General features: G+C 71.7%; 18 protein-coding genes. 10 read left to right on the forward strand and 8 right to left on the reverse strand.

Annotated elements, in window-relative coordinates; all coding sequences use genetic code 11:
* The first annotated feature begins 117 nt into the window (after window positions 1–117).
* Window positions 118–1,749, forward strand: coding sequence for an FAD-dependent oxidoreductase (locus OG429_RS05210; protein WP_328924099.1), 1,632 nt, complete (start codon window positions 118–120; stop codon window positions 1,747–1,749).
* A gap of 50 nt (window positions 1,750–1,799) precedes the next feature.
* Here OG429_RS05210 and OG429_RS05215 read toward each other — a convergent pair whose 3' ends face one another.
* On the reverse strand, window positions 1,800–2,015 hold the full coding sequence (locus OG429_RS05215; RefSeq protein WP_328924100.1) for an acyl-CoA carboxylase subunit epsilon: 216 nt from the start codon (window positions 2,013–2,015) through the stop codon (window positions 1,800–1,802).
* Window positions 2,016–2,278: 263 nt separating this feature from the next.
* On the opposite strand from OG429_RS05215, the gene OG429_RS05220 reads away from it, so the two are divergent.
* From OG429_RS05220 to OG429_RS05235, 4 genes are all read left to right on the forward strand, one after another.
* Entirely contained in the window at window positions 2,279–2,536 is a 258-nt protein-coding gene (locus tag OG429_RS05220) for a hypothetical protein (protein WP_328924101.1), read from the forward strand.
* 304 nt (window positions 2,537–2,840) lie between these two features.
* Window positions 2,841–4,286 (forward strand): glycoside hydrolase family 16 protein, encoded by a 1,446-nt coding sequence (locus tag OG429_RS05225; RefSeq protein WP_328924102.1) that lies wholly within the window; start codon window positions 2,841–2,843, stop codon window positions 4,284–4,286.
* Between the two features lie 23 nt (window positions 4,287–4,309).
* Window positions 4,310–5,836: a glycoside hydrolase family 64 protein gene (locus OG429_RS05230; protein ID WP_328924103.1), complete on the forward strand. Its 1,527-nt coding sequence runs from the start codon at window positions 4,310–4,312 to the stop codon at window positions 5,834–5,836.
* Window positions 5,837–5,934: 98 nt separating this feature from the next.
* Window positions 5,935–6,981 (forward strand): LacI family DNA-binding transcriptional regulator, encoded by a 1,047-nt coding sequence (locus OG429_RS05235; RefSeq protein ID WP_328924104.1) that lies wholly within the window; start codon window positions 5,935–5,937, stop codon window positions 6,979–6,981.
* A gap of 74 nt (window positions 6,982–7,055) precedes the next feature.
* On the opposite strand, the gene OG429_RS05240 is transcribed toward OG429_RS05235, so the two are convergent.
* Window positions 7,056–7,721 (reverse strand): DUF4360 domain-containing protein, encoded by a 666-nt coding sequence (locus OG429_RS05240; protein ID WP_328924105.1) that lies wholly within the window; start codon window positions 7,719–7,721, stop codon window positions 7,056–7,058.
* A 176-nt stretch (window positions 7,722–7,897) separates the two neighbouring features.
* Between OG429_RS05240 and OG429_RS05245 the strand changes: the two genes are divergently transcribed.
* The gene (locus tag OG429_RS05245; protein WP_328924106.1) at window positions 7,898–9,715 is read left to right on the forward strand and encodes a glyoxal oxidase; all 1,818 of its coding nucleotides are present in this window, start codon (window positions 7,898–7,900) and stop codon (window positions 9,713–9,715) included.
* A gap of 21 nt (window positions 9,716–9,736) precedes the next feature.
* On the opposite strand, the gene OG429_RS05250 is transcribed toward OG429_RS05245, so the two are convergent.
* The 3 genes from OG429_RS05250 to OG429_RS05260 are packed head-to-tail and all read right to left on the reverse strand — an operon-like array spanning window position 9,737 to window position 11,208.
* The gene (locus tag OG429_RS05250) at window positions 9,737–10,336 is read right to left on the reverse strand and encodes a HutD/Ves family protein (RefSeq protein ID WP_328924107.1); all 600 of its coding nucleotides are present in this window, start codon (window positions 10,334–10,336) and stop codon (window positions 9,737–9,739) included.
* Window positions 10,333–10,704 carry a DUF4180 domain-containing protein gene (locus tag OG429_RS05255; RefSeq protein ID WP_328924108.1) on the reverse strand — a complete coding sequence of 124 codons (372 nt, stop codon included), beginning with the start codon at window positions 10,702–10,704 and terminating at the stop codon, window positions 10,333–10,335. Before OG429_RS05255 ends, OG429_RS05250 begins: the two co-directional genes overlap by 4 nt.
* A 60-nt stretch (window positions 10,705–10,764) precedes the next feature.
* On the reverse strand, window positions 10,765–11,208 hold the full coding sequence (locus tag OG429_RS05260; protein ID WP_328924109.1) for a MarR family winged helix-turn-helix transcriptional regulator: 444 nt from the start codon (window positions 11,206–11,208) through the stop codon (window positions 10,765–10,767).
* A 145-nt stretch (window positions 11,209–11,353) separates the two neighbouring features.
* Between OG429_RS05260 and OG429_RS05265 the strand changes: the two genes are divergently transcribed.
* Both OG429_RS05265 and OG429_RS05270 read left to right on the forward strand, forming a co-directional pair.
* The gene (locus OG429_RS05265; protein WP_328924110.1) at window positions 11,354–12,874 is read left to right on the forward strand and encodes an MFS transporter; all 1,521 of its coding nucleotides are present in this window, start codon (window positions 11,354–11,356) and stop codon (window positions 12,872–12,874) included.
* A 51-nt stretch (window positions 12,875–12,925) separates the two neighbouring features.
* On the forward strand, window positions 12,926–13,450 hold the full coding sequence (locus OG429_RS05270; protein WP_328924111.1) for a mycothiol transferase: 525 nt from the start codon (window positions 12,926–12,928) through the stop codon (window positions 13,448–13,450).
* A gap of 7 nt (window positions 13,451–13,457) precedes the next feature.
* On the opposite strand, the gene OG429_RS05275 is transcribed toward OG429_RS05270, so the two are convergent.
* The 3 genes from OG429_RS05275 to OG429_RS05285 all read right to left on the reverse strand — a co-directional run bounded on the left by OG429_RS05275 (window position 13,458) and on the right by OG429_RS05285 (window position 16,429).
* Window positions 13,458–13,931: a hypothetical protein gene (locus OG429_RS05275; RefSeq protein ID WP_328924112.1), complete on the reverse strand. Its 474-nt coding sequence runs from the start codon at window positions 13,929–13,931 to the stop codon at window positions 13,458–13,460.
* A gap of 162 nt (window positions 13,932–14,093) precedes the next feature.
* Entirely contained in the window at window positions 14,094–14,756 is a 663-nt protein-coding gene (locus OG429_RS05280; protein WP_328924113.1) for an NADPH-dependent F420 reductase, read from the reverse strand.
* Window positions 14,757–15,067: 311 nt separating this feature from the next.
* Complete coding sequence (locus OG429_RS05285; RefSeq protein WP_328924114.1) at window positions 15,068–16,429, reverse strand: FAD-dependent oxidoreductase; 1,362 nt, start codon at window positions 16,427–16,429, stop codon at window positions 15,068–15,070.
* Window positions 16,430–16,835: 406 nt separating this feature from the next.
* Between OG429_RS05285 and OG429_RS05290 the strand changes: the two genes are divergently transcribed.
* Window positions 16,836–17,027, forward strand: coding sequence for a DUF5302 domain-containing protein (locus OG429_RS05290; protein WP_266600505.1), 192 nt, complete (start codon window positions 16,836–16,838; stop codon window positions 17,025–17,027).
* A gap of 172 nt (window positions 17,028–17,199) precedes the next feature.
* On the forward strand, window positions 17,200–17,613 hold the full coding sequence (locus OG429_RS05295) for a rodlin (RefSeq protein ID WP_328924115.1): 414 nt from the start codon (window positions 17,200–17,202) through the stop codon (window positions 17,611–17,613).
* Window positions 17,614–17,632 lie beyond the last annotated feature (19 nt).

A 17,632-nucleotide genomic window follows, 5' to 3' on the forward strand; every position in this document is an offset into this window, starting at 1 on the left:
CGTACCGCTACATGTCCGGATCAAGCGGGTGACAAGGGGCGAATCAACCGGGCCTGATCGAGGATCGGGGGCATAAAGAGTGCACTCCCCCACACAGAAAACAGGAGCCCGCAGCTGATGGAAGACAACGCCGATGTTCGCGTACCGGTTCTCGTCGTGGGCGGCTCCCTCGTGGGCCTGTCCGCCTCGCTTTTCCTGAGCCGCCACGGAGTGAGGCACCTTCTGGTCGAGAAGCACTCCGACACCTCCGCGCACCCGCGCGGCCGCGGGATCAACGCCCGGACCATGGAGCTCTTCCGTACGGCGGGGGCGGAACCGGCGATCCGCCGGGCGGCGTCCGCGCTGGAGGGCGTTCAGGGCATTCTGCAGGCCCGGTCGCTGATCGGCGGCGACCACACGTGGCTGGTCAAGTCCGTCGACCCGTCGGGGGCACTGCGCAAGTTCAGCCCGACCGGCTGGTGCCTGTGCAGCCAGAACAACATCGAGCCGGTGCTGGCGGCGCAGAGCCGCGCGCAGGGCGCCGAGATCCGGTTCTCCTCGGAGCTGATGACCTTCGACCAGGACGCGACGGGGGTGAGCGCGGTGGTGAAGGACCACCGGACGGGCGAGCACCACACCGTGCGCGCCGACTTCGTGATCGCCGCGGACGGACCGCGCAGCCCCGTGCGGGAGCAGCTGCGGATTCCGCAGACGGGCAACGGCGAGCTGTTCCACAACGTGAGCGTCACCTTCCGCTCGGAGCGGCTCGCCGAGGTGCTGGGCGATCTGCGCTTCATCGTCTGCTACCTGATGCGCGAAGGCGCGGACGGGGCGCTGCTGCCGGTGGACAACGCGACGCAGTGGGTCTTCCACGCGCCCTGGCACCCCGATCGGGGCGAGACGCTGGAGGACTTCACCGACGAGCGGTGCGTGGAGCAGATCCGCAACGCGATCGGTGTCCCCGACCTGGATGTGGAGATCGGCGGCAAGGCTCCCTGGCACGCGGCCGAACGGGTGGCGACGCGGTATTCGTCCGGCCGGGTGTTCCTGGCCGGGGACGCGGCCCACGAGATGTCCCCGACCGGAGCCTTCGGCTCGAACACCGGCATCCAGGACGCGCACAACCTGGCGTGGAAGATCGCCGCGGTGCTGGACGGGTCGGCGGGCATCGGGCTCCTCGACACCTACGAGGCGGAGCGGCTGCCGGTGGCCAAGGCCACGAGCGAACGGGCCTCGGCCCGTTCGGCGGAGCACAGCCACCCGGGGTACGCGCCGCCGCCCACCATGGGCGGCGGACCGGGCAGCGGGGTCCTGACCACGGCGATGGGCTACTGCTACCCGCGCGGCGCGCTCATCGGCGGCGATCCGCAGCGCCCGGTCATCCCCGAGGCGCTGCGCCTGATGGGTGACACCGGCACCCGGGCACCGCACATGTGGCTGGCCAGGGGCCGGGAGCGGATCTCGACGCTGGACCTGTACGAGCGCTCGTTCGTGCTGCTCAGCGGCGTGGGGACGCCGTGGCAGAAGGCAGCGGAGAAGGTGGCCGAGCAGCTGCCCGCGCGGCTGGACGCCTACACCATCGGCTCGGGACCGGACGCCGACCTGATCCAGGAGACGGGCGCCGACTGGGCCGAGGTCCACGGGATGGAGGCCGGGGGCGCGGTTCTCGTGCGCCCGGACGGATTCGTGGCCTGGCGCTCGGAGGGCGCCGTGGCCGATCCCCGGGCGACCCTGCTCGAGGTCCTCTCCACGGTGCTGCGGCGGAGGTGACCACTTCACCCTCCCGTCCGCCGACCGTGCGCGCGGCCGGCGGACGGGGATCAGCGGCAGGCCCAGCAGCCCGCCCAGCAGCCGACGGGCAGCCGGGCTGGGCGCCGGCGGCCGGTTTCCCTCCGGGCGCGCTTCACCGCGTCGCGGGCGCGGGCGGTACGGCTCGCGCAGCAGGCGACCACGACCGTGATCGCGGCCAGTTCCTCGGGTGCGGCCAGGCCCTTCTCGACACGGAGCAGACTCGATATCGGGGCATCGTTCGGCATCTGCACGGCCTCTCGTACGGGGGCTGCGCGTGTACCCTGCCGCGGCGCGAGGGGCGGGCCGTCTCGGCGCCGGCGCGGGCTGCGCTCGGATGGTCCGGCGCGCCCATGAGGCGTGTTCCGCGTACTCAGCGGTCGCGCACCGGCCGGCGGAGTCCTGTCGGGTCACCAGGACTCCTGACGCGAACGACGCTACAAGCGCGCGGCGGACCCGGCACGTTGGGCCGGCCCGGCCGGCGCCGCTCCCCCGCGGCCGCGGCGCCGCCGTGCGGGTCGTGGCCGTCACCGGCGGTCCGGCCGTGACCGGCCGCGAGGCCCTGCTCTGCCGGGGTTGCGCCGGCCGCCTGTACGCCGTGTGCACCACCGACGGCCGCAAGGGCCGCGGGAGTGCCGTCGGCGAGTGGGAGGTCGACCACGAGATGCCCGGGCTCTGCCCGCTCTCCGGGCTGCTGCCGCTCACCGGGAAGGCCGCCTCCGTCCACGACCTGCCCGGCGCGGCGGAGGTCCTCGGTCCGCCGGACTGAGTGCGGGGCGTTGGGCCTTACGGGTGACTGCCGTCATCACGGCCGGTTCTGCCGGGACTTCGCGGACGCGCCGCCCCCACCGCCCGCGCGTCCCGAGCGCCCGAGCGTCCCGAGCGCCCGGACCCCCAGCGTTCACTGGTTGAACTCCCCCAGCCCTGACGCCCTTTGCCGGTTCAATGTCTTGACGCCCGAACCGGCGGGGAGCACAGTGTCCAGCGCGCCGCTTGAGAGCGCTCTCAAGCCGGTGAGCTCCGTCGGCTCTTCCCCCCGCACCGCGCCTCACGGCGCCTCAGAGAGGGCACCCATGCGTCAGATATCCGCCAGGAAACGGCCTACGGCCCGGCGGGCCGTCCTGGCCGCGCTCAGCACGATCGCAGTGGTCGCGGCCGCCTCGGCGGCGGTCGTCCTGCCCGCCGGCGCCGCCGCTCCCCCCACCCCCGCAGGCTGGTCACAGGTGTTCCTGGACGACTTCGACGGGGCCGCGGGCTCCGGCGTGAACACCGCCGACTGGCAGTACACGACCGGTACGAGCTACCCCGGCGGGCCCGGTGGCTTCGGCACCGGTGAGATCGAGACGATGACGGCCGACCCGGCGAACGTCTCCCTCGACGGGGCGGGCAACCTGCGCATCACCCCGCGGCGGGACGCGGCCGGCAACTGGACCTCCGGCCGCGTCGAGACCAGGCGCTCGGACTTCCAGCCCCCGGCGGGCGGCACGCTGCGCACCGAGGCCCGCATCCAGATGCCGAACGTCACCGGCCCCGCGGCCAAGGGCTATTGGCCGGCCTTCTGGATGCTCGGCGCGCCCTACCGGGGCAACTGGTGGAACTGGCCCGGCGTCGGTGAGCTCGACATCCTGGAGAACGTCCAGGGCATCAACAACGTCTGGGCCACCATGCACTGCGGCACCAGCCCGGGCGGCCCCTGCAACGAGAAGTCCGGCATCGGCGGTCAGCGCGTCTGCCCCGGCACCAGCTGCCAGGGCGGCTTCCACACGTACGCCGTGGAGTGGGACCGCGGGGCCGCGGTCGAGCAGATGCGCTTCTACGTCGACGGGATCAACTTCCATACGGTACGGGCCGATCAGGTGGACGCCACCACCTGGACCAATGCCACGAACCACGGCTACTTCATCATCCTGAACGTCGCGATGGGCGGCGAGTTCCCCGCGGCCTTCGGCGGCGGACCCGACGCGGGTACCGAGCCCGGCCATCCCATGGTCGTCGACTACGTGTCCGTCCTCAGTTCGGCCGGCACCACCACCCCGCCCACGACCCCGCCCACCACACCTCCCACGACTCCTCCGACGACGCCTCCCACCACCCCGCCGGCCGGCGGCCGCGACGCGTACTCCGCGACCCAGGCCGAGTCGTACGACTCCCAGGCGGGGGTGGCGAAGGAGACCACCGCGGACACCGGCGGCGGCCAGGACCTCACCACCCTCGGCAACGGCGACTGGGCCCTCTACAAGGGCGTCAGCTTCGGCCCGACGGCCGCCCGGCAGTTCTACGGACGCGTCGCCTCGGGCGCGGCCGGCGGGGTCAGCGGTCTCGTGGAGGTACGGCTCGACAGCCGCAACAGCGCTCCGATCGGCAGCTTCTCCGTCGCGAACACCGGTGGCTGGCAGAGCTGGCGCACGGTGCCGGCGAACATCAGCGGCGTCACGGGCACGCACGACGTCTACCTGACCTTCACCAGCGGTCAGGGCGCCGACTTCGTGAACGTCAACTGGTTCGACTTCGGCCACTGAGGACCGGACCGAGGAGAGCACCCATGAAGACCACCCACGCACCACCCCACCGGGGCCGGATACGTCTGATCCCGCTGATCCTGCTGGCCGCCCTGCTCACCCTGTCGGGGTCCCTCCTGTTCGCGCCGACGACGACTCGGGCCGCCGCCGCCGACTACACGCAGGGCGTCACCGCTGAGGGCTCCGGGGCCGTACGGATCTGGTTCACGCCGGCCACCCCGGCCGCGCTGGTGGACGTCCACTACCTGCCGGGCGGGGGCCTGGGCCAGCAGAACGTCCGGATGGCCGCCGGCGCCGGCACCTGGCAGCAGAACATCAGCGGCCTGGCTCCCGGGTCCACCCTCGAGTACTGGTTCACCTACGAGAAGGGCGGCCCGCTCCACGACACTCCCCACTTCACCCACACGGTCGGCGGAGGCGGAGATGGAGGTGGCGGCGGAGGCGGTACCGGCAGCTTCCCGATCACCTTCGTGAACAACACCCGTGGCACGTACGCCGATTCACAGATCTTCGTCACCGTCCTCGGCCAGGTGACCCCGGGCCAGTGGTCGTACATGAAGCCCGACGGCACCATGGCCCACATCAGCCACCTCGATGCCACGACCCCCGGCCACCTGGTCAAACGAGGCGTGAACTACCCCGACATGTCCTTCACCCTCGCGCAGGTGGGTGGCACCGTCCCCTCCCCGCCCGCGATCCGCGGGGGCCGGATCTACCTCTCCCTCGGCTCCCCGGTGTACATCCCCGTCTCCCCCGACGACCAGGGCTGGGGCGGGCCGGACCTGCGCAACCCGAACGACCCCAACAGCGACGTGTACTACGACTGGTACGAGTACACCTACGTGCACGGACAGGTCGCGTTCGGCGGGAACACCACCCAGGTCGACCAGTTCGGCTTCCCGATCACCTCGCGGCTGCGCCAGAGCTCCAGCGGCTACGACACCACCCAGGGCATCACCCGCACCCGCGCCGAGGTGATGCAGCAGTACGCGGCCTCCGTCGGCCCCGCCTTCACACCGCTGCGGACGCCCTACCGGATCGTGGCGCCCCGGTCCTCGGACCTCTTCCTCCCCGGCGGCGCCCAGCAGAACCACCTCACCGCCGCGATCGACCAGGCCTGGGCCTACTACACCACCCACCCCTTCACCCTGAACCGTCTCGGTGAGACGCTTTCCGGACGCGTCACGGGTTCCACCCTCACCTTCGGCAAGAACGGCGCGGGCTCCTTCACCCTGCACAAACCCACCTCGGCCGACGTCATGGCCTGCGCCGGCGCGATGGCCTCGGGCAACGACACCGAGAAGCAACTCGGCGCGGAGTTCTGCGCCGCGTTCAACCGGGGCGTCGCACTCGACACCACCGCCTGGTACCGGCCGGCGGCGTACTACACGGGCCCGGCGAAGAACGACTACGCCGGCTTCTTCCACACCGTCGGCCTGGACCGGCGGGCCTACGGCTTCCCCTACGACGACGTCAACGACCAGTCCTCCGTGCAGATCCTCGGCAACTCCGAACCGCCGACCGGGCTGACCCTCGGCGTCGGCTGGTAATGGCCCGTGCCGCCGGGAGCCCGCCCTGGTTCCCGGCGGCACGGGTTACCCTGCTGATCAGCGAGGCGACAGGCCCGCAAACACCAGGAGGAGCGCCCGTGCCAGAACAGCGTCCCGGGGACCGCCCGACCCTGGAGGCGGTGGCGGCACGCGCCGGGGTGTCCCGGGCCACCGCGTCCCGCGTGGTCAACGGCGGCGACGGGGTCCGCACCCACCTGGCGGACCGGGTCCGCGCGGCCATCCAGGAACTGGGCTACGTGCCCAACCCCGCGGCGCGCACCCTGGTCACCCGGCGCACCGGCGCCGTGGCGGTGATCATCCCCGAGCCGGAGATCCGGATCTTCTCCGATCCCTTCTTCTCCCGCCAGGTGCGCGGCATCAGCAGGGAACTGACCGCGCACGACACGCAGTTGGTACTGCTGTTGGTGGAGGACCGCGGCGACTACGACCGGATCGAGCGCTATCTGGCGGGCGGCCACGTCGACGGCGCGCTCGCCTTCTCACTGCACACCGACGATCCGCTGCCCGCCATCACCCGCCGGGTCGGCGTGCCCACGGTCTACGGCGGCAGGCCGGGCTGGATCTCCGGGCCCGGGGAGCCCGGTGGCGGCGTGACGTTCGTGGACGCGGACAACCGCGGGGGCGCCCGGGAGGCCGTACGGTACCTGCTGGCGCGGGGGCGCGAGCGGATCGCGCACATCGCCGGTCCGCTCGACCAGACATCGGCGGCCGACCGGCTGAGCGGCTACCGCGACGTGCTGCCGGACGCCGATCCGGCGCTGGTCGCCGAGGGAGACTTCACCGTGGCGGGCGGGGCCCGCGCGATGGCCGAACTGCTGGACCGCCAGGCCGGCATCGACGCCGTGTTCGCCGCGAACGACCTGATGGCGACGGGCGCACTGCGGGTGCTGCGGGAGCGCGGCCACAGCGTTCCGGCGGATGTGGCGCTGGTCGGGTTCGACGACGCCGAGCTGGTCGCGGAGAGCGCCGATCCGCCGCTGACGACCGTGCGCCAGGACATCGAGGGCATGGGGCGGCTGATGGCGCGCCTGCTGCTGGAAACGCTGGACGCGGGCCGGGGCACGGGGATCGCGGTCGGCCCGGTGATCACCGACACGGTGCTGGTGCGGCGCGACTCGGCCTGAGAGGCCGGGGCCCGCGCCGACGGGCCCCGGCCGGTGCGGCCGAGGTGAGCGCGGCCGCGGCTGCCACTTCGGGGTCAGCGCACCGGGCACCGCTTCCACGAGAAGTGGTAGATGCTGTTGATGCTGCCGTCGGTCGAGTCGAGCGCCATGAAGCTGGTCTGCGACGGATCGGAGGTTCCGACCTCGGCGCGCAGCTCGGTGTTGATGTTGAAGTTGCGCTGCTCGCCGCAGGGCGCGAAGACCAGGGCCTGGACGCCCGTGGTGTCGGTGGCCTGCCAGTTGTCGTCGAAGGCGCCGTTGAACTTGTGGGTGCGCTGGGCGGTCTGGCTCATGCCCTGGAAGTAGTAGCTGGCCTTCTGCGTTCCGATCGCGCCCTCCTGCAGGCTGCCGAAGCCCCGGTAGTCGACCTGGGCCACGGCGTAGGTGTAGCCCTGGGGGACGTGGACGACGAGGGAGAGGAGACAGTTCTTGCGGCCTTCGACGGCGGGGACGCCGCCGCCGGCCTGGGCCAGGTACTCGCTGTAGGTGACGGTGAAGGCCGTGTTGTCCGGCGAGACGGCGACGGCGGCGCTGCCTGGACGGCAGCCCGATCCGTTGACGGAGGCGACGTCCACGGTCACCTGGTCGGAGGGAGCCTTGACGGCGGGAGCCGAGGCGGAGGCCCCGGCCGAGGGGGAGAGCGTGACGAGAGATGCGGTCACGACGGCTGCGGTGAATCCGGTACGGAGCGACTTGATCACGTGGAAATGGATAGCGGTCCGCGGGGGCTCCGGGCGGACGGCGGGGACGGGGGCTCACCTCTATGGCCGCAGCAGTTCACCGAAGAAACGTTAATTCACGACAAATCGGACGGCCGATCAGCTCCACGCCGAGCCGCCTCGGTGCGATTCACCCTATTTCTCCTAATATCAGCGCAATGAGGAGCCCCCTGTCCCGCGTCCACCGGTCCGCCCTCGTGTCCGCTTGGGTGATCGCCGCCGCCCTGACCGTCACAGCGGCGGCGCCCGCCCCGGCACCGAAGCCGGAACCCAGGCCGAAGCCGGACGAGGCCGCCGTGATCGGCGAGGACCACGCCCGGGCGCACGCGCGGCTGCGCGAGGCGGCCAAGGGCCCCCAGGGGTACCCGCAGTCGAAGCGCACGGCGAGCCTGGCCAGGCTCCAGGAGTCCCAGCGCGCGACCAACGCGGGCTTCGCGGCGGCGGAGTTCGGCCGGTTCACCGAGTTCTTCCCCTCGCCCGACTTCGGCGTCCACGTGGCCCTGCTGCCCACGGGCAAGGTGCTGCTCTTCTCCTTCGAGCGCGTGGAGTCCGATCCCACCAAGGAGACCGGGCCCACGAACACGGTCGGCCGGACGAACGCGGGCCGCGCCTACCTCTGGGACCCGGCCAGGGGCACCGGGGCGCGGGCCTTCAAGAAGGTGGCACCGCCCGTGGTGCTGATGCCCGACGGCACCTACGCCCCGCGCCCGGCGCCCTTCTTCTGCGCCGGACACTCCTTCCTGCCCAACGGGATGGTCGGCGTCTTCGGCGGCAACGTCGGCGGAAAGGGCGGCAGCGGCGCCAAGCTGTCCTTCGTGTTCGACCCGTGGACCGAGACCTGGTTCCGCAACCAGGACATGTCCGTGGGCCGTTGGTACCCCTCGGTCGTCACCGGGGCGGACGGCCGCCAGATCATCATGTCCGGCCAGTCCGAGCGCGGGACGGGCACACCCACCCCGGTGGTGGAGCGCTTCCCGGCACTGCGCCATCCCGTGCCCTGGCGCCCGTACGACATCCCGGTGAACGTCGCCTCGCAGCGACTGCGGTCGGACGCCCCCTTCCGCAACGACTATCCGCACCTCTTCTCGCTGCGGGACGGGATGATCTACGGACTGGGCCGCGACGCCGACCAGCAATGGCTGTTCGACCCGCTCAAGGAAGTCCGTACGGACCTGCCGCGGCGGCCCGCCGACTTCCGGGGGTACGGCTCGGCCGTGCCGCTGCCGGCAGGTTTCCGCGGTCCGGACTCCGTCCTGGTGCTCGGCGGCGACCCGCGCGACCCGCACACCTACCGGCTCTCCGGCGGCCGCTGGAGCACCGAGGAGCCGCGGGCCTTCGGCCGCACGCAGGACGACACCCTGATCCTGCCGGACGGCACGCTGCTCACCGTCAACGGCGCCCTCGACACCCGCGACTACGGCAACGGCCCGTTCAACCCGAAGGCGGACCTGAAGTACCGGCAGATCGAACTGCGCGACGCAGGCGGCCACTGGCGGCTCGGCCCGGCCCAGCGGCTGCCCCGCGGCTACCACTCCAACGCCCTGGTCATGCCGGACGGCCGCATGATGGTCACCGGGGACGAGCTCCAGCAGATCGCCAACGACCCCGACATCAGGGACGGGATGGACGGCAGCATCGAGCTCTACGAGCCCGCCTACCTGCACCGGGGTCCCGGGCCGGCCCTGGACCGGGCACCGGCTGGCGAGCTCGGCCACGACAAGGACTTCGAGGTGGTGAGCTCGACGCCGAAGGAGGTCACGCGCGCCGTGCTGCTGGCACCGACGACCGTCACCCACTCGGTGAACACCAGCCAGCGCCACCTGGAGCTCCGGCTCACCGGCGTCCGCGGCACCACGATCGGGCTCCGGACGCCGCCGACCGCGGCCGACGCGCCGCCCGGTTACTACATGCTGTTCCTGCTCAACGCGAAGGGCGTCCCCAGCACGGCGAAGTGGGTGAAGCTGGGCGTCCGCTGAGAGCTCGGCATGGGCAGCGGCCTACCGGAAACGCACCACGGCCGCGCGCCCGGAGGTCCGCACGACGCCCGCGAAGGGGCCCTGCGCGAGGACCGCGTCGTACGGGTCCAGCGCGACGGTGCGGCGGTCCGCGTCGAGCACCGCCGCCCCCTCCAGGGCCACCACCAGCAAGGTCTCGTCCGGCGGGGCGACGAGGGTGAGCCGGCCGCGCACGACGGCGGTCTCCACCGTCGCGGCGCCCCTGCGGTACATCACGTTGAAGTTCACGACGGGGCCGTCGAGGAGCCTGCAGTCGGTCGGCTCGTCCCCGGCGAAGTCCTGGGGCGCGTACCGCTCGTCCACGAGGCGGCGTACGCCCCCGACGGTGAGGTCCATGCCCGCGCCCTCGGCGAGGGTGAGGGTGCGGTCGATCCCGGGGAAGGCCGAGAAGGGGCCGTCGGAGCCGACCTCGGCGAGGCTCGCGCGCCACACGAAGTCGTCCATGCCCGCCCCCTCGGGCCGGACCGCGATCTCGCGGGTGACTCCCCCGCCGTTCTTCCACACGGTGGCGCCGCGGTCGGCCGCCCGCAGGATCCGGAGCTCGGCGCCGCCGCGCGTACGGTCGCTCGTACGGCCGCTCATGCCGCGGGCCCGGTCAGCCGCTCCCGCAGTTCCCCGAGGTCGGCGAGGAACCAGGTCTGGCGTCCGCGATTGCACTCGCGGACGAAGTCCCGGAGCGCCGGGCTGGCCGCCGTGTGGGGGGTGATGTCACCGAGGACGACGATCCCCACCCGGTACTGGACGAACTTCTGGATGATCTCACCGGCGACGCGGGTGCTCAGCCGGAAGAACTTCTCATCGAACCGCTCGGAGGGGATCACGACCCACTGGGCACCCTGGTAGCCGGCATCGCCGATGCAGTCCAGGGCTTCGCGTTCACTCGCGATGGTCTCGCCCTCGGCCTCGCACACCAGGACGGGCACGTCGTTGATCGTCTGCAGGGAACTCATGAAGGTCGACCCTAGTTCCGGACGCACGCGACGTCGACGCGATATGGACCCGAGCGCCGCTCAGGCGTTCTTCTCCATCCTGGGGCGCAGGCGTTCCAGGAGGGCGTAGAGCGTCGCGCTCTCGGATTCGTCGAGGGTGTCGAGCGCGCTGTGCGTCGCCTGCATCTCCTCCCGCACCCGGCGGATGATCTCCCGGCCGGCGTCGGTGGCCACCACGTTCTTGACGCGGCGGTCGGTGGGGGCGGGCTCGCGGCGCACCAGCTCACGGGCCTCCAGACGGTCGACGATGCCGGTCACGTTCGACGCGTCGCACACCAGCAGCGTGGCGAGGCCGCGCATCGGCACGGGGCCGTCGAGCTGGGCGAGCACCCGGGCCTGGGTGGAGGTGAGGCCGTAGCGGGAGGCGGCGGCGGCGAAATCGCGCCACTGGGCGGTGCCGATGGCGGCGAGCAGTTCCAGCAGCTGGAGCTTGGTGGGGGCGGCGTAGGCGGCGGTGTCGCTCATACCTGGAGCGTACTCAGGATGCTTGACATTATCAATTGTTTACTTGACCACCTGAACTATTGAGGTCTAACGTCGACGGAGTTACTTGATGACATCAAACATCTGCACCCTGAAGCTCTGAAGCCCGAAGAAGGTCCTGACAGCCATGAGCACCCCCTCCCCCGCCGCCGCCCCGGCCGCCGGACGACGGAACGAGACGGTCATCGTCTTCGCCCTGAGCCTCGCCGCCATGGTCGTGTCGATGATGCAGACCCTGCCGGTCCCGATCCTCGGCCTCATCCGCAACGACCTGGGCACGTCGACGGCCAACGTGAGCTGGGTCACCACCGCCACCCTGCTGTCGGCGGCCGTCTTCACCCCGCTCCTCGGCCGCTTCGGCGACCAGCACGGCAAGAAGCCCACCCTGGTGGCCGTACTCGGCGTCATGGTCGCCGGCTCCGTGATCGCCGCTCTGGCCACCTCGCTCCCGCTGCTCATCCTGGGCCGGGTGCTCCAGGGAGCCGCCACCGCGATCTTCCCGCTGGCCCTCTCCGTCCTGCGCGAGGAGGTCCGGCCGCAGAAGCTGCCCGGCGCCATGGCACTGGTCAGCGGCACGCTCGCGTTCGGCAGCGGCCTGGCGCTCGTCGCCACCGGGCTGCTCACCTCCGGGTCCGGCGCGGACTACCGCAACGCCTTCTGGATGGCGACCGGCTTCGCGGCCCTCGCCCTGCTCGCGGTCGTCTTCCTGGTCCCCGCGACCCGCCACAAGACCGGCGGGCGCACCGACTTCCTCGGCGCGCTGACCCTCGGCATCGCGCTGCTGCTGCTCCTGCTGCCGATCTCCCAGGGCCACGAGTGGGGCTGGGCCTCCGCCCGTACGCTGGGCAGCTTCGCCGGCGCCGCCGTCATGACGGCCGTCTGGGTGCTCGTCGAGCGCAAGGTCCGCGAGCCCCTCGTCGACATGCGGATGTTCGTCCACCGCCCGGTGCTGATGGCCAACCTGGCCGGCATCCTCGTCGGCTTCGGCATGTTCGCGAACTTCCTGGGCGTCTCGTACCTCGTCCAGATGCCGAAGGCGCTCACCGGCTACGGCTTCGACGCGTCGATCCTGCGCGCCTCCGTGCAGTTCCTGCTGCCCGGCGCGATCGTCTCGCTGCTCGCCTCGCCCGTCGGCGGCCAGCTGGTCCGCCACCGCGGCCCGCGCGTGGCCCTGGGCCTGGCCGCCGCGCTCGGCGCCGCCGGCTTCGGCTGGCTCGCCCTGGACCACCAGCACAGCGCCTCGGTGATCGGCGCGGGCCTCGTCGTCGGCGCGGCCGTCAGCTTCGGCTACGCGGCCATGCCCGCCGTGATCATGTCCAGCGTGCCGCACCACCAGAGCGGCATCGCCAACGGCATCAACTCGATCTCCCGCTCCACGGGCAGCGCGATCGGCAGCGCCATCGTGACCACCATCCTGGCGTCCAAGACCATCGAGCACCTGCCCGCGGGCGTCCCCGCGCTGCCCGCCGAGTCCGGGTTCACCCTCACCTTCGGGATCGGCGCCGCGGCCTTCGCCCTGGTCGCCGTCATCAGCCGGTTCGGCCTTCGGGGCGGGCACGCGACCGTGGCCGCCGCAGCGACCCCGGCCGCAGCGCCGGCCGGTTCGAAGGAGCCGGTGGCGGCGGAGAAGGCCGACGCCGCCCGCTGACCCGCGTGTCGCACTCACCATGCGGGCCGCGCCGCCCCGCATGGTGAGTGCATGAAGGCTACGGACGTCATCGCCGACGGATTCGGACGCATCCGGGAGATCGTGCACGAGGCCGTCGAAGGGCTCCCCGCGGAGCGGCTCAACGCCCGCGTCGACCCTGCGGCCAATTCGATCACCTGGCTCGTCTGGCACCTCACCCGGATCCAGGACGACCACGTGGCGGACGCCGCGGATCTCGGACAGGTCTGGCGGACACAGGACTGGGCGGCCCGGTTCGCCCTCCCCCTGCCCGCCGGGTCGACCGGCTACGGCCACACCGCCCGGCAGGCCGGCTCGGTCGAGGTCGACTCCGGCGAGCTGCTGCTGGGGTACTACGACGCGGTCCACGAGCAGACGCTGCGGTTCGTCCGGCAGCTCGCCGCCACGGACCTGGACCGGGTGGTGGACGAGCGCTGGGACCCGCCGGTCACCCTGGGGGTGCGCCTGGTCAGTGTGCTGAGCGACGATCTCCAGCACGCGGGCCAGGCCGCCTTCGTACGGGGCCTGCTGGAGCGGAGCCAGGGGAACAGCGGGTAGAGGGGGGTCAGGAGGTCCCGTCCGTGCCGCTGCGGTCGTCGGGCGGCGGCAACTGCCCTCCGGTGGCCTGGTGGTAGTGGAGGTTGCCGCCCTGCACGGCGAAGAGGGTGGAGTGCTCCCGGGCCGTGTTCGACTGCACCCATACCCGGTGCTCGGCCGGCAGTCCGCTCTGCACGTGCGCGACCAGCTCGCGCAACTCGCTTTCGGAGTCGGGGTGTTCCTCCAGCAGCAGGAGCAGCCTGCGGCGCCACACGGGCTGCAGTTCCTCCCGGATCTCGTCCCCGCCGCCCGGTTCGGCGCGCAGGACGAGGACGGCGTCGTCGTCGAGCTGCGCCCCGATCGCGTGGCCGCGCGCCTCGCCGCCCCTCCCGAAGAGCCGGACGGCCCCGTCCCGGGCCCCCTGCCACATGTCGGTGGCCATGGCTCCGATCAGCGCGGTGGCCCCCGCCGTGGCGAGCGCCGTCACAGACTCGGCCAGCATCCGTCCTCCTGGGTTCGGCTCCGGGGGCGCGGCGCTGCCCGCGGTGGTCACCGGAACTCCCCACGCCCACAGCCAGGTTAACCCCATGCGGGCCGCCGGGCGCCGGCCGTGCGGGCCGCGGGAGCGGCGCCGCCGGCCGGATCCGCGCCCGGCGTGCGGCCGTCAGCCGCGGAAGGCCGCCTTGCGTTCCGGGGAGGCTTCGGCGAGGGCCTTGGTGACGCCTTCGACACCCTCCCGGAGCCCGTAGACGGGGGTGTCGGGCTGCTGGCGCCAGGAGTCGTCGAGGCCGCCGGCGTCGACGGTGTCGAAGCCGAGTTCCTCGATGAGGGCGCGGACGGCCTTCTTCCCCGCCTCGTCGTCGCCCGCGACCGGCAGCGCGATCCGGTCCGGGTCGCCCGCCGGGCGGTGCCGGTCGAGGATGTCCTGGGCGTAGGTGCCGTTGAAGGCCTTGATCACCGGGTGGCCGAGCGCGCGCTCGGTCCAGCGGCTCTCGGTGAGGCCCTCGTCCTCGACGCCGGCGATCCGGCCGTCGCGCTGCTGGGGGTAGTAGTTGCCGGTGTCGATGACGGTGAAGCCGTCGGCGGCCTCGTCGAAGAGGCCGGAGGGCAGGTCCGGCACGTTCTTGAAGGGGATGGTGACCACGACGATCTCGGCGCCGCGGGCCGCTTCGGCGACGGTGACGGGGGTGGCGCCGGTCTCCTCGGCGAGGGCGGTCAGGGTCTCGGGTCCGCGCGAGTTCGCCACGGACACGTCGTGTCCGAGGGCCGTGAGGCGGCGGGTGAGGTTGCCGCCGATGTTGCCCGCGCCGATGATGCCGATCTTCATGAGCTCTCCAGTGCATACGGGATCAGGTCTCGCGTCGGTGCGAACTCCCCCGATCGGCGCGGCATTCCACCGGGTGGCCCTTGTCCTCCGGACGAGCGACGTGATCTGGCCGTCGTACGGGGACGGGACGGAGCGCGGCGGCCCGTGCGGCATACCCGTCGCGCCCACCGGCATGACTTTTCGGCCATTTCCCGCATTCCGAGAACCGCACGCTTTCGTCGCCGGCACCTCCGCGTCCGGGACCGACCCGCGTACGCGAGGGGGCCGGGACCCCGTCCGGGTCCCGGCCCCCTCGTCCGCGCTATTGCCGCTTAGGCTCCGCTGGCCTTCAGCATGTCCTCGCGCTCGACGATCTTCACGCGCTCGCGGCCCTGGGGCTCTCCGAGCGCCTTCTCGGCGGCGTCCAGCCGGTGCCAGCCTTCCCACGTCGTCCAGCGGACGCCGCGCTCGGCGAGGAAGGCCTCGACGGCCTCCGGCGCGGGCGCGGCGGGGGTGAGCAGACGGCCGTCCGCGTGGTCGGCCAGCAGGTTCGCGACGGTCTCGTTCGCGTCGCCCTTGGTGTGGCCGATCAGGCCGATCGGACCGCGCCGGATCCACCCGGTCACGTACGTCGAGGACAGGTGGCCGCCGGCCTCGATCACGCGGCCGCCCTCGTCCGGGACCGTGCCCGACTCGACGTCCCAGGGGAGCTTGGGCAGCTCGTCGGAGAGGTAGCCGACGGCCCGGTACACGGACTGGACGTCCCAGTCGGTGAACTGTCCCGTGCCCTTGACGTTGCCGGTGCCGTCGAGCTCGGTGCGCTCGGTGCGCAGCCCGACCACCTTGCCGTCCTCGCCGAGCACCTCGGTGGGCGACTCGAAGAAGTGCAGGAACAGCTTGTGCGGCCGGTCACCGATGTCCCGGATCGCCCAGTTCTCCAGGGTCTTGGCGACCATGTCGGCCTGCTTGTTGGAGCGGCGGGTCGTGATCGAGCCCTCGTCGTAGTCGATGTCCTCGGGGTTGACGATGACCTCGATGTTGGGCGAGTGGTCCAGCTCCCGCAGCTCCATGGGGCTGAACTTGGCCTGGGCCGGGCCGCGGCGCCCGAAGACGTGCACTTCGAGGGCCTTGTTGGCCTTGAGGCCGTCGTAGACGTTCGGCGGGATCTCCGTCGGCAGCAGTTCGTCGGCCGTCTTGGCGAGGATGCGCGCGACGTCGAGGGCTACGTTGCCGACGCCGAGCACGGCGACCTTCTCCGCCTCCAGCGGCCAGGTGCGCGGGACGTCCGGGTGGCCGTCGTACCAGGAGACGAAGTCGGCGGCGCCGTAGGAGCCGTCGAGCTCGACGCCCGGGATGGTGAGGGCGCGGTCCGCCGTGGCGCCGGTGGAGAAGATCACGGCGTCGTAGAAGGAGTGCAGCTCGTCGAGGCCGATGTCGTTCGGGTAGTCGACGTTCCCGAAGAGGCGGACCTGCGGCTTGTCGAGCACCTGGTGAAGGGCCGTGATGATGCCCTTGATCCGCGGGTGGTCCGGGGCCACGCCGTAGCGGATCAGGCCGAAGGGCGCGGGCATCCTCTCGAAGAGGTCTATGGACACACCGGGCTCGGCGGCGGCCTCGGACTTCAGCAGCGCGTCGGCGGCGTAGATTCCGGCGGGGCCGGCGCCGACGATCGCTATTCGCAGAGGTCGAGGCATGGCAATGGTTCCCTTCGAGCGACAGCACGGTGGATCACAGGGGGATCAAAGGGAACCTTAAACTAAGGCAATCCTTACCCAGCACCCGGCATCGGCTTATGACCCCATAATCACAACTTATGGCCTCTCCAAGAGATCCTTGGACCCGGGAAGGCTGCCACCGCGTGCGCCGCTCCGGCACTGGTCCGCTGCTTCGGCGCCTGATGTCGGCCGGACCGGGGAGCGGGAGCTGCTCGCCGCCTGCGTCCTGACCGACCCGGAGATCTCCGGCGGGCACGACGAGGTCGGCGACCTCGGCAACGCTGGTCTCCCCGCACCTGCCCGAGGAGCTCGTCAAACGGAACTCGCTGGTCAGCGGTCACGCCAGCTGACAGACTGAAACCGCTTGATCACCCCAGGAGGACACATGGCAGACGAGACAGACACCCCGCAGGACGAATCCCCGGCCGAGGCGGCCAAGCGCAAGTTCCGGGAGGCGCTGGAGCGCAACGCCGCGAATGCCCAGTCCCAGCAGGCGCATCAGAGTCGCGCGAAGGTCCAGGGTGCGAGCAGCGGTCCCGGCGGCAAGAACAAGAAGGTCCGCCGCAAGACCGGCTGACCCTCGGACACGAGGAGCTCAGTCTCGCCGTCACGGGCGGCGGGACCGGGCCGCTCCGTGACATTGGGCCACTCGGGTGAGTGGGGATAACCAGGAGCGCCTACAGCAGTTGATCAGCTCGCCCGCCGAGGGCGGCTATCTCATGCGACAGTGCGACAGAAGGATCCCCCACATGTTCAAGAAGTTCATGGCCACCGCCGCGGTCACCGCCTCCGTGCTGGGAGCGGGCGCCGCAGTAGCCACCCCGGCGATGGCCATCGGCAACGACAACGGCGTCAACACCGTCAACGGCAACGGCTCCGCGCAGATCTACGGCAACCAGGAGACCGAGGGCAAGATGAGCCCGCAGCTCAGCGCTGTCCAGGGCTCCCTGAACAAGCTCTGCATCGGCCTGCCGGCCAAGGTCAACGCCCAGTCCCTGTTCGCGGTGCTCGCCAACGTCGGCGTCCAGGACATCAACGTGCTGTCCAACCCGCAGAACCAGCAGTGCGCCGAGAACTCCACCCAGGCCAAGGGCGACGAGTCTGCCTCGCACATCCTCAGCAACATCCCGGTGCTCTCCGGCAACCTCTCCGCGGGCAGCTGATCCGCTGACCGAGCGCCGG

The sequence above is a fragment of the Streptomyces sp. NBC_00190 genome (assembly GCF_036203305.1).
GTDB lineage: Bacteria > Actinomycetota > Actinomycetes > Streptomycetales > Streptomycetaceae > Streptomyces.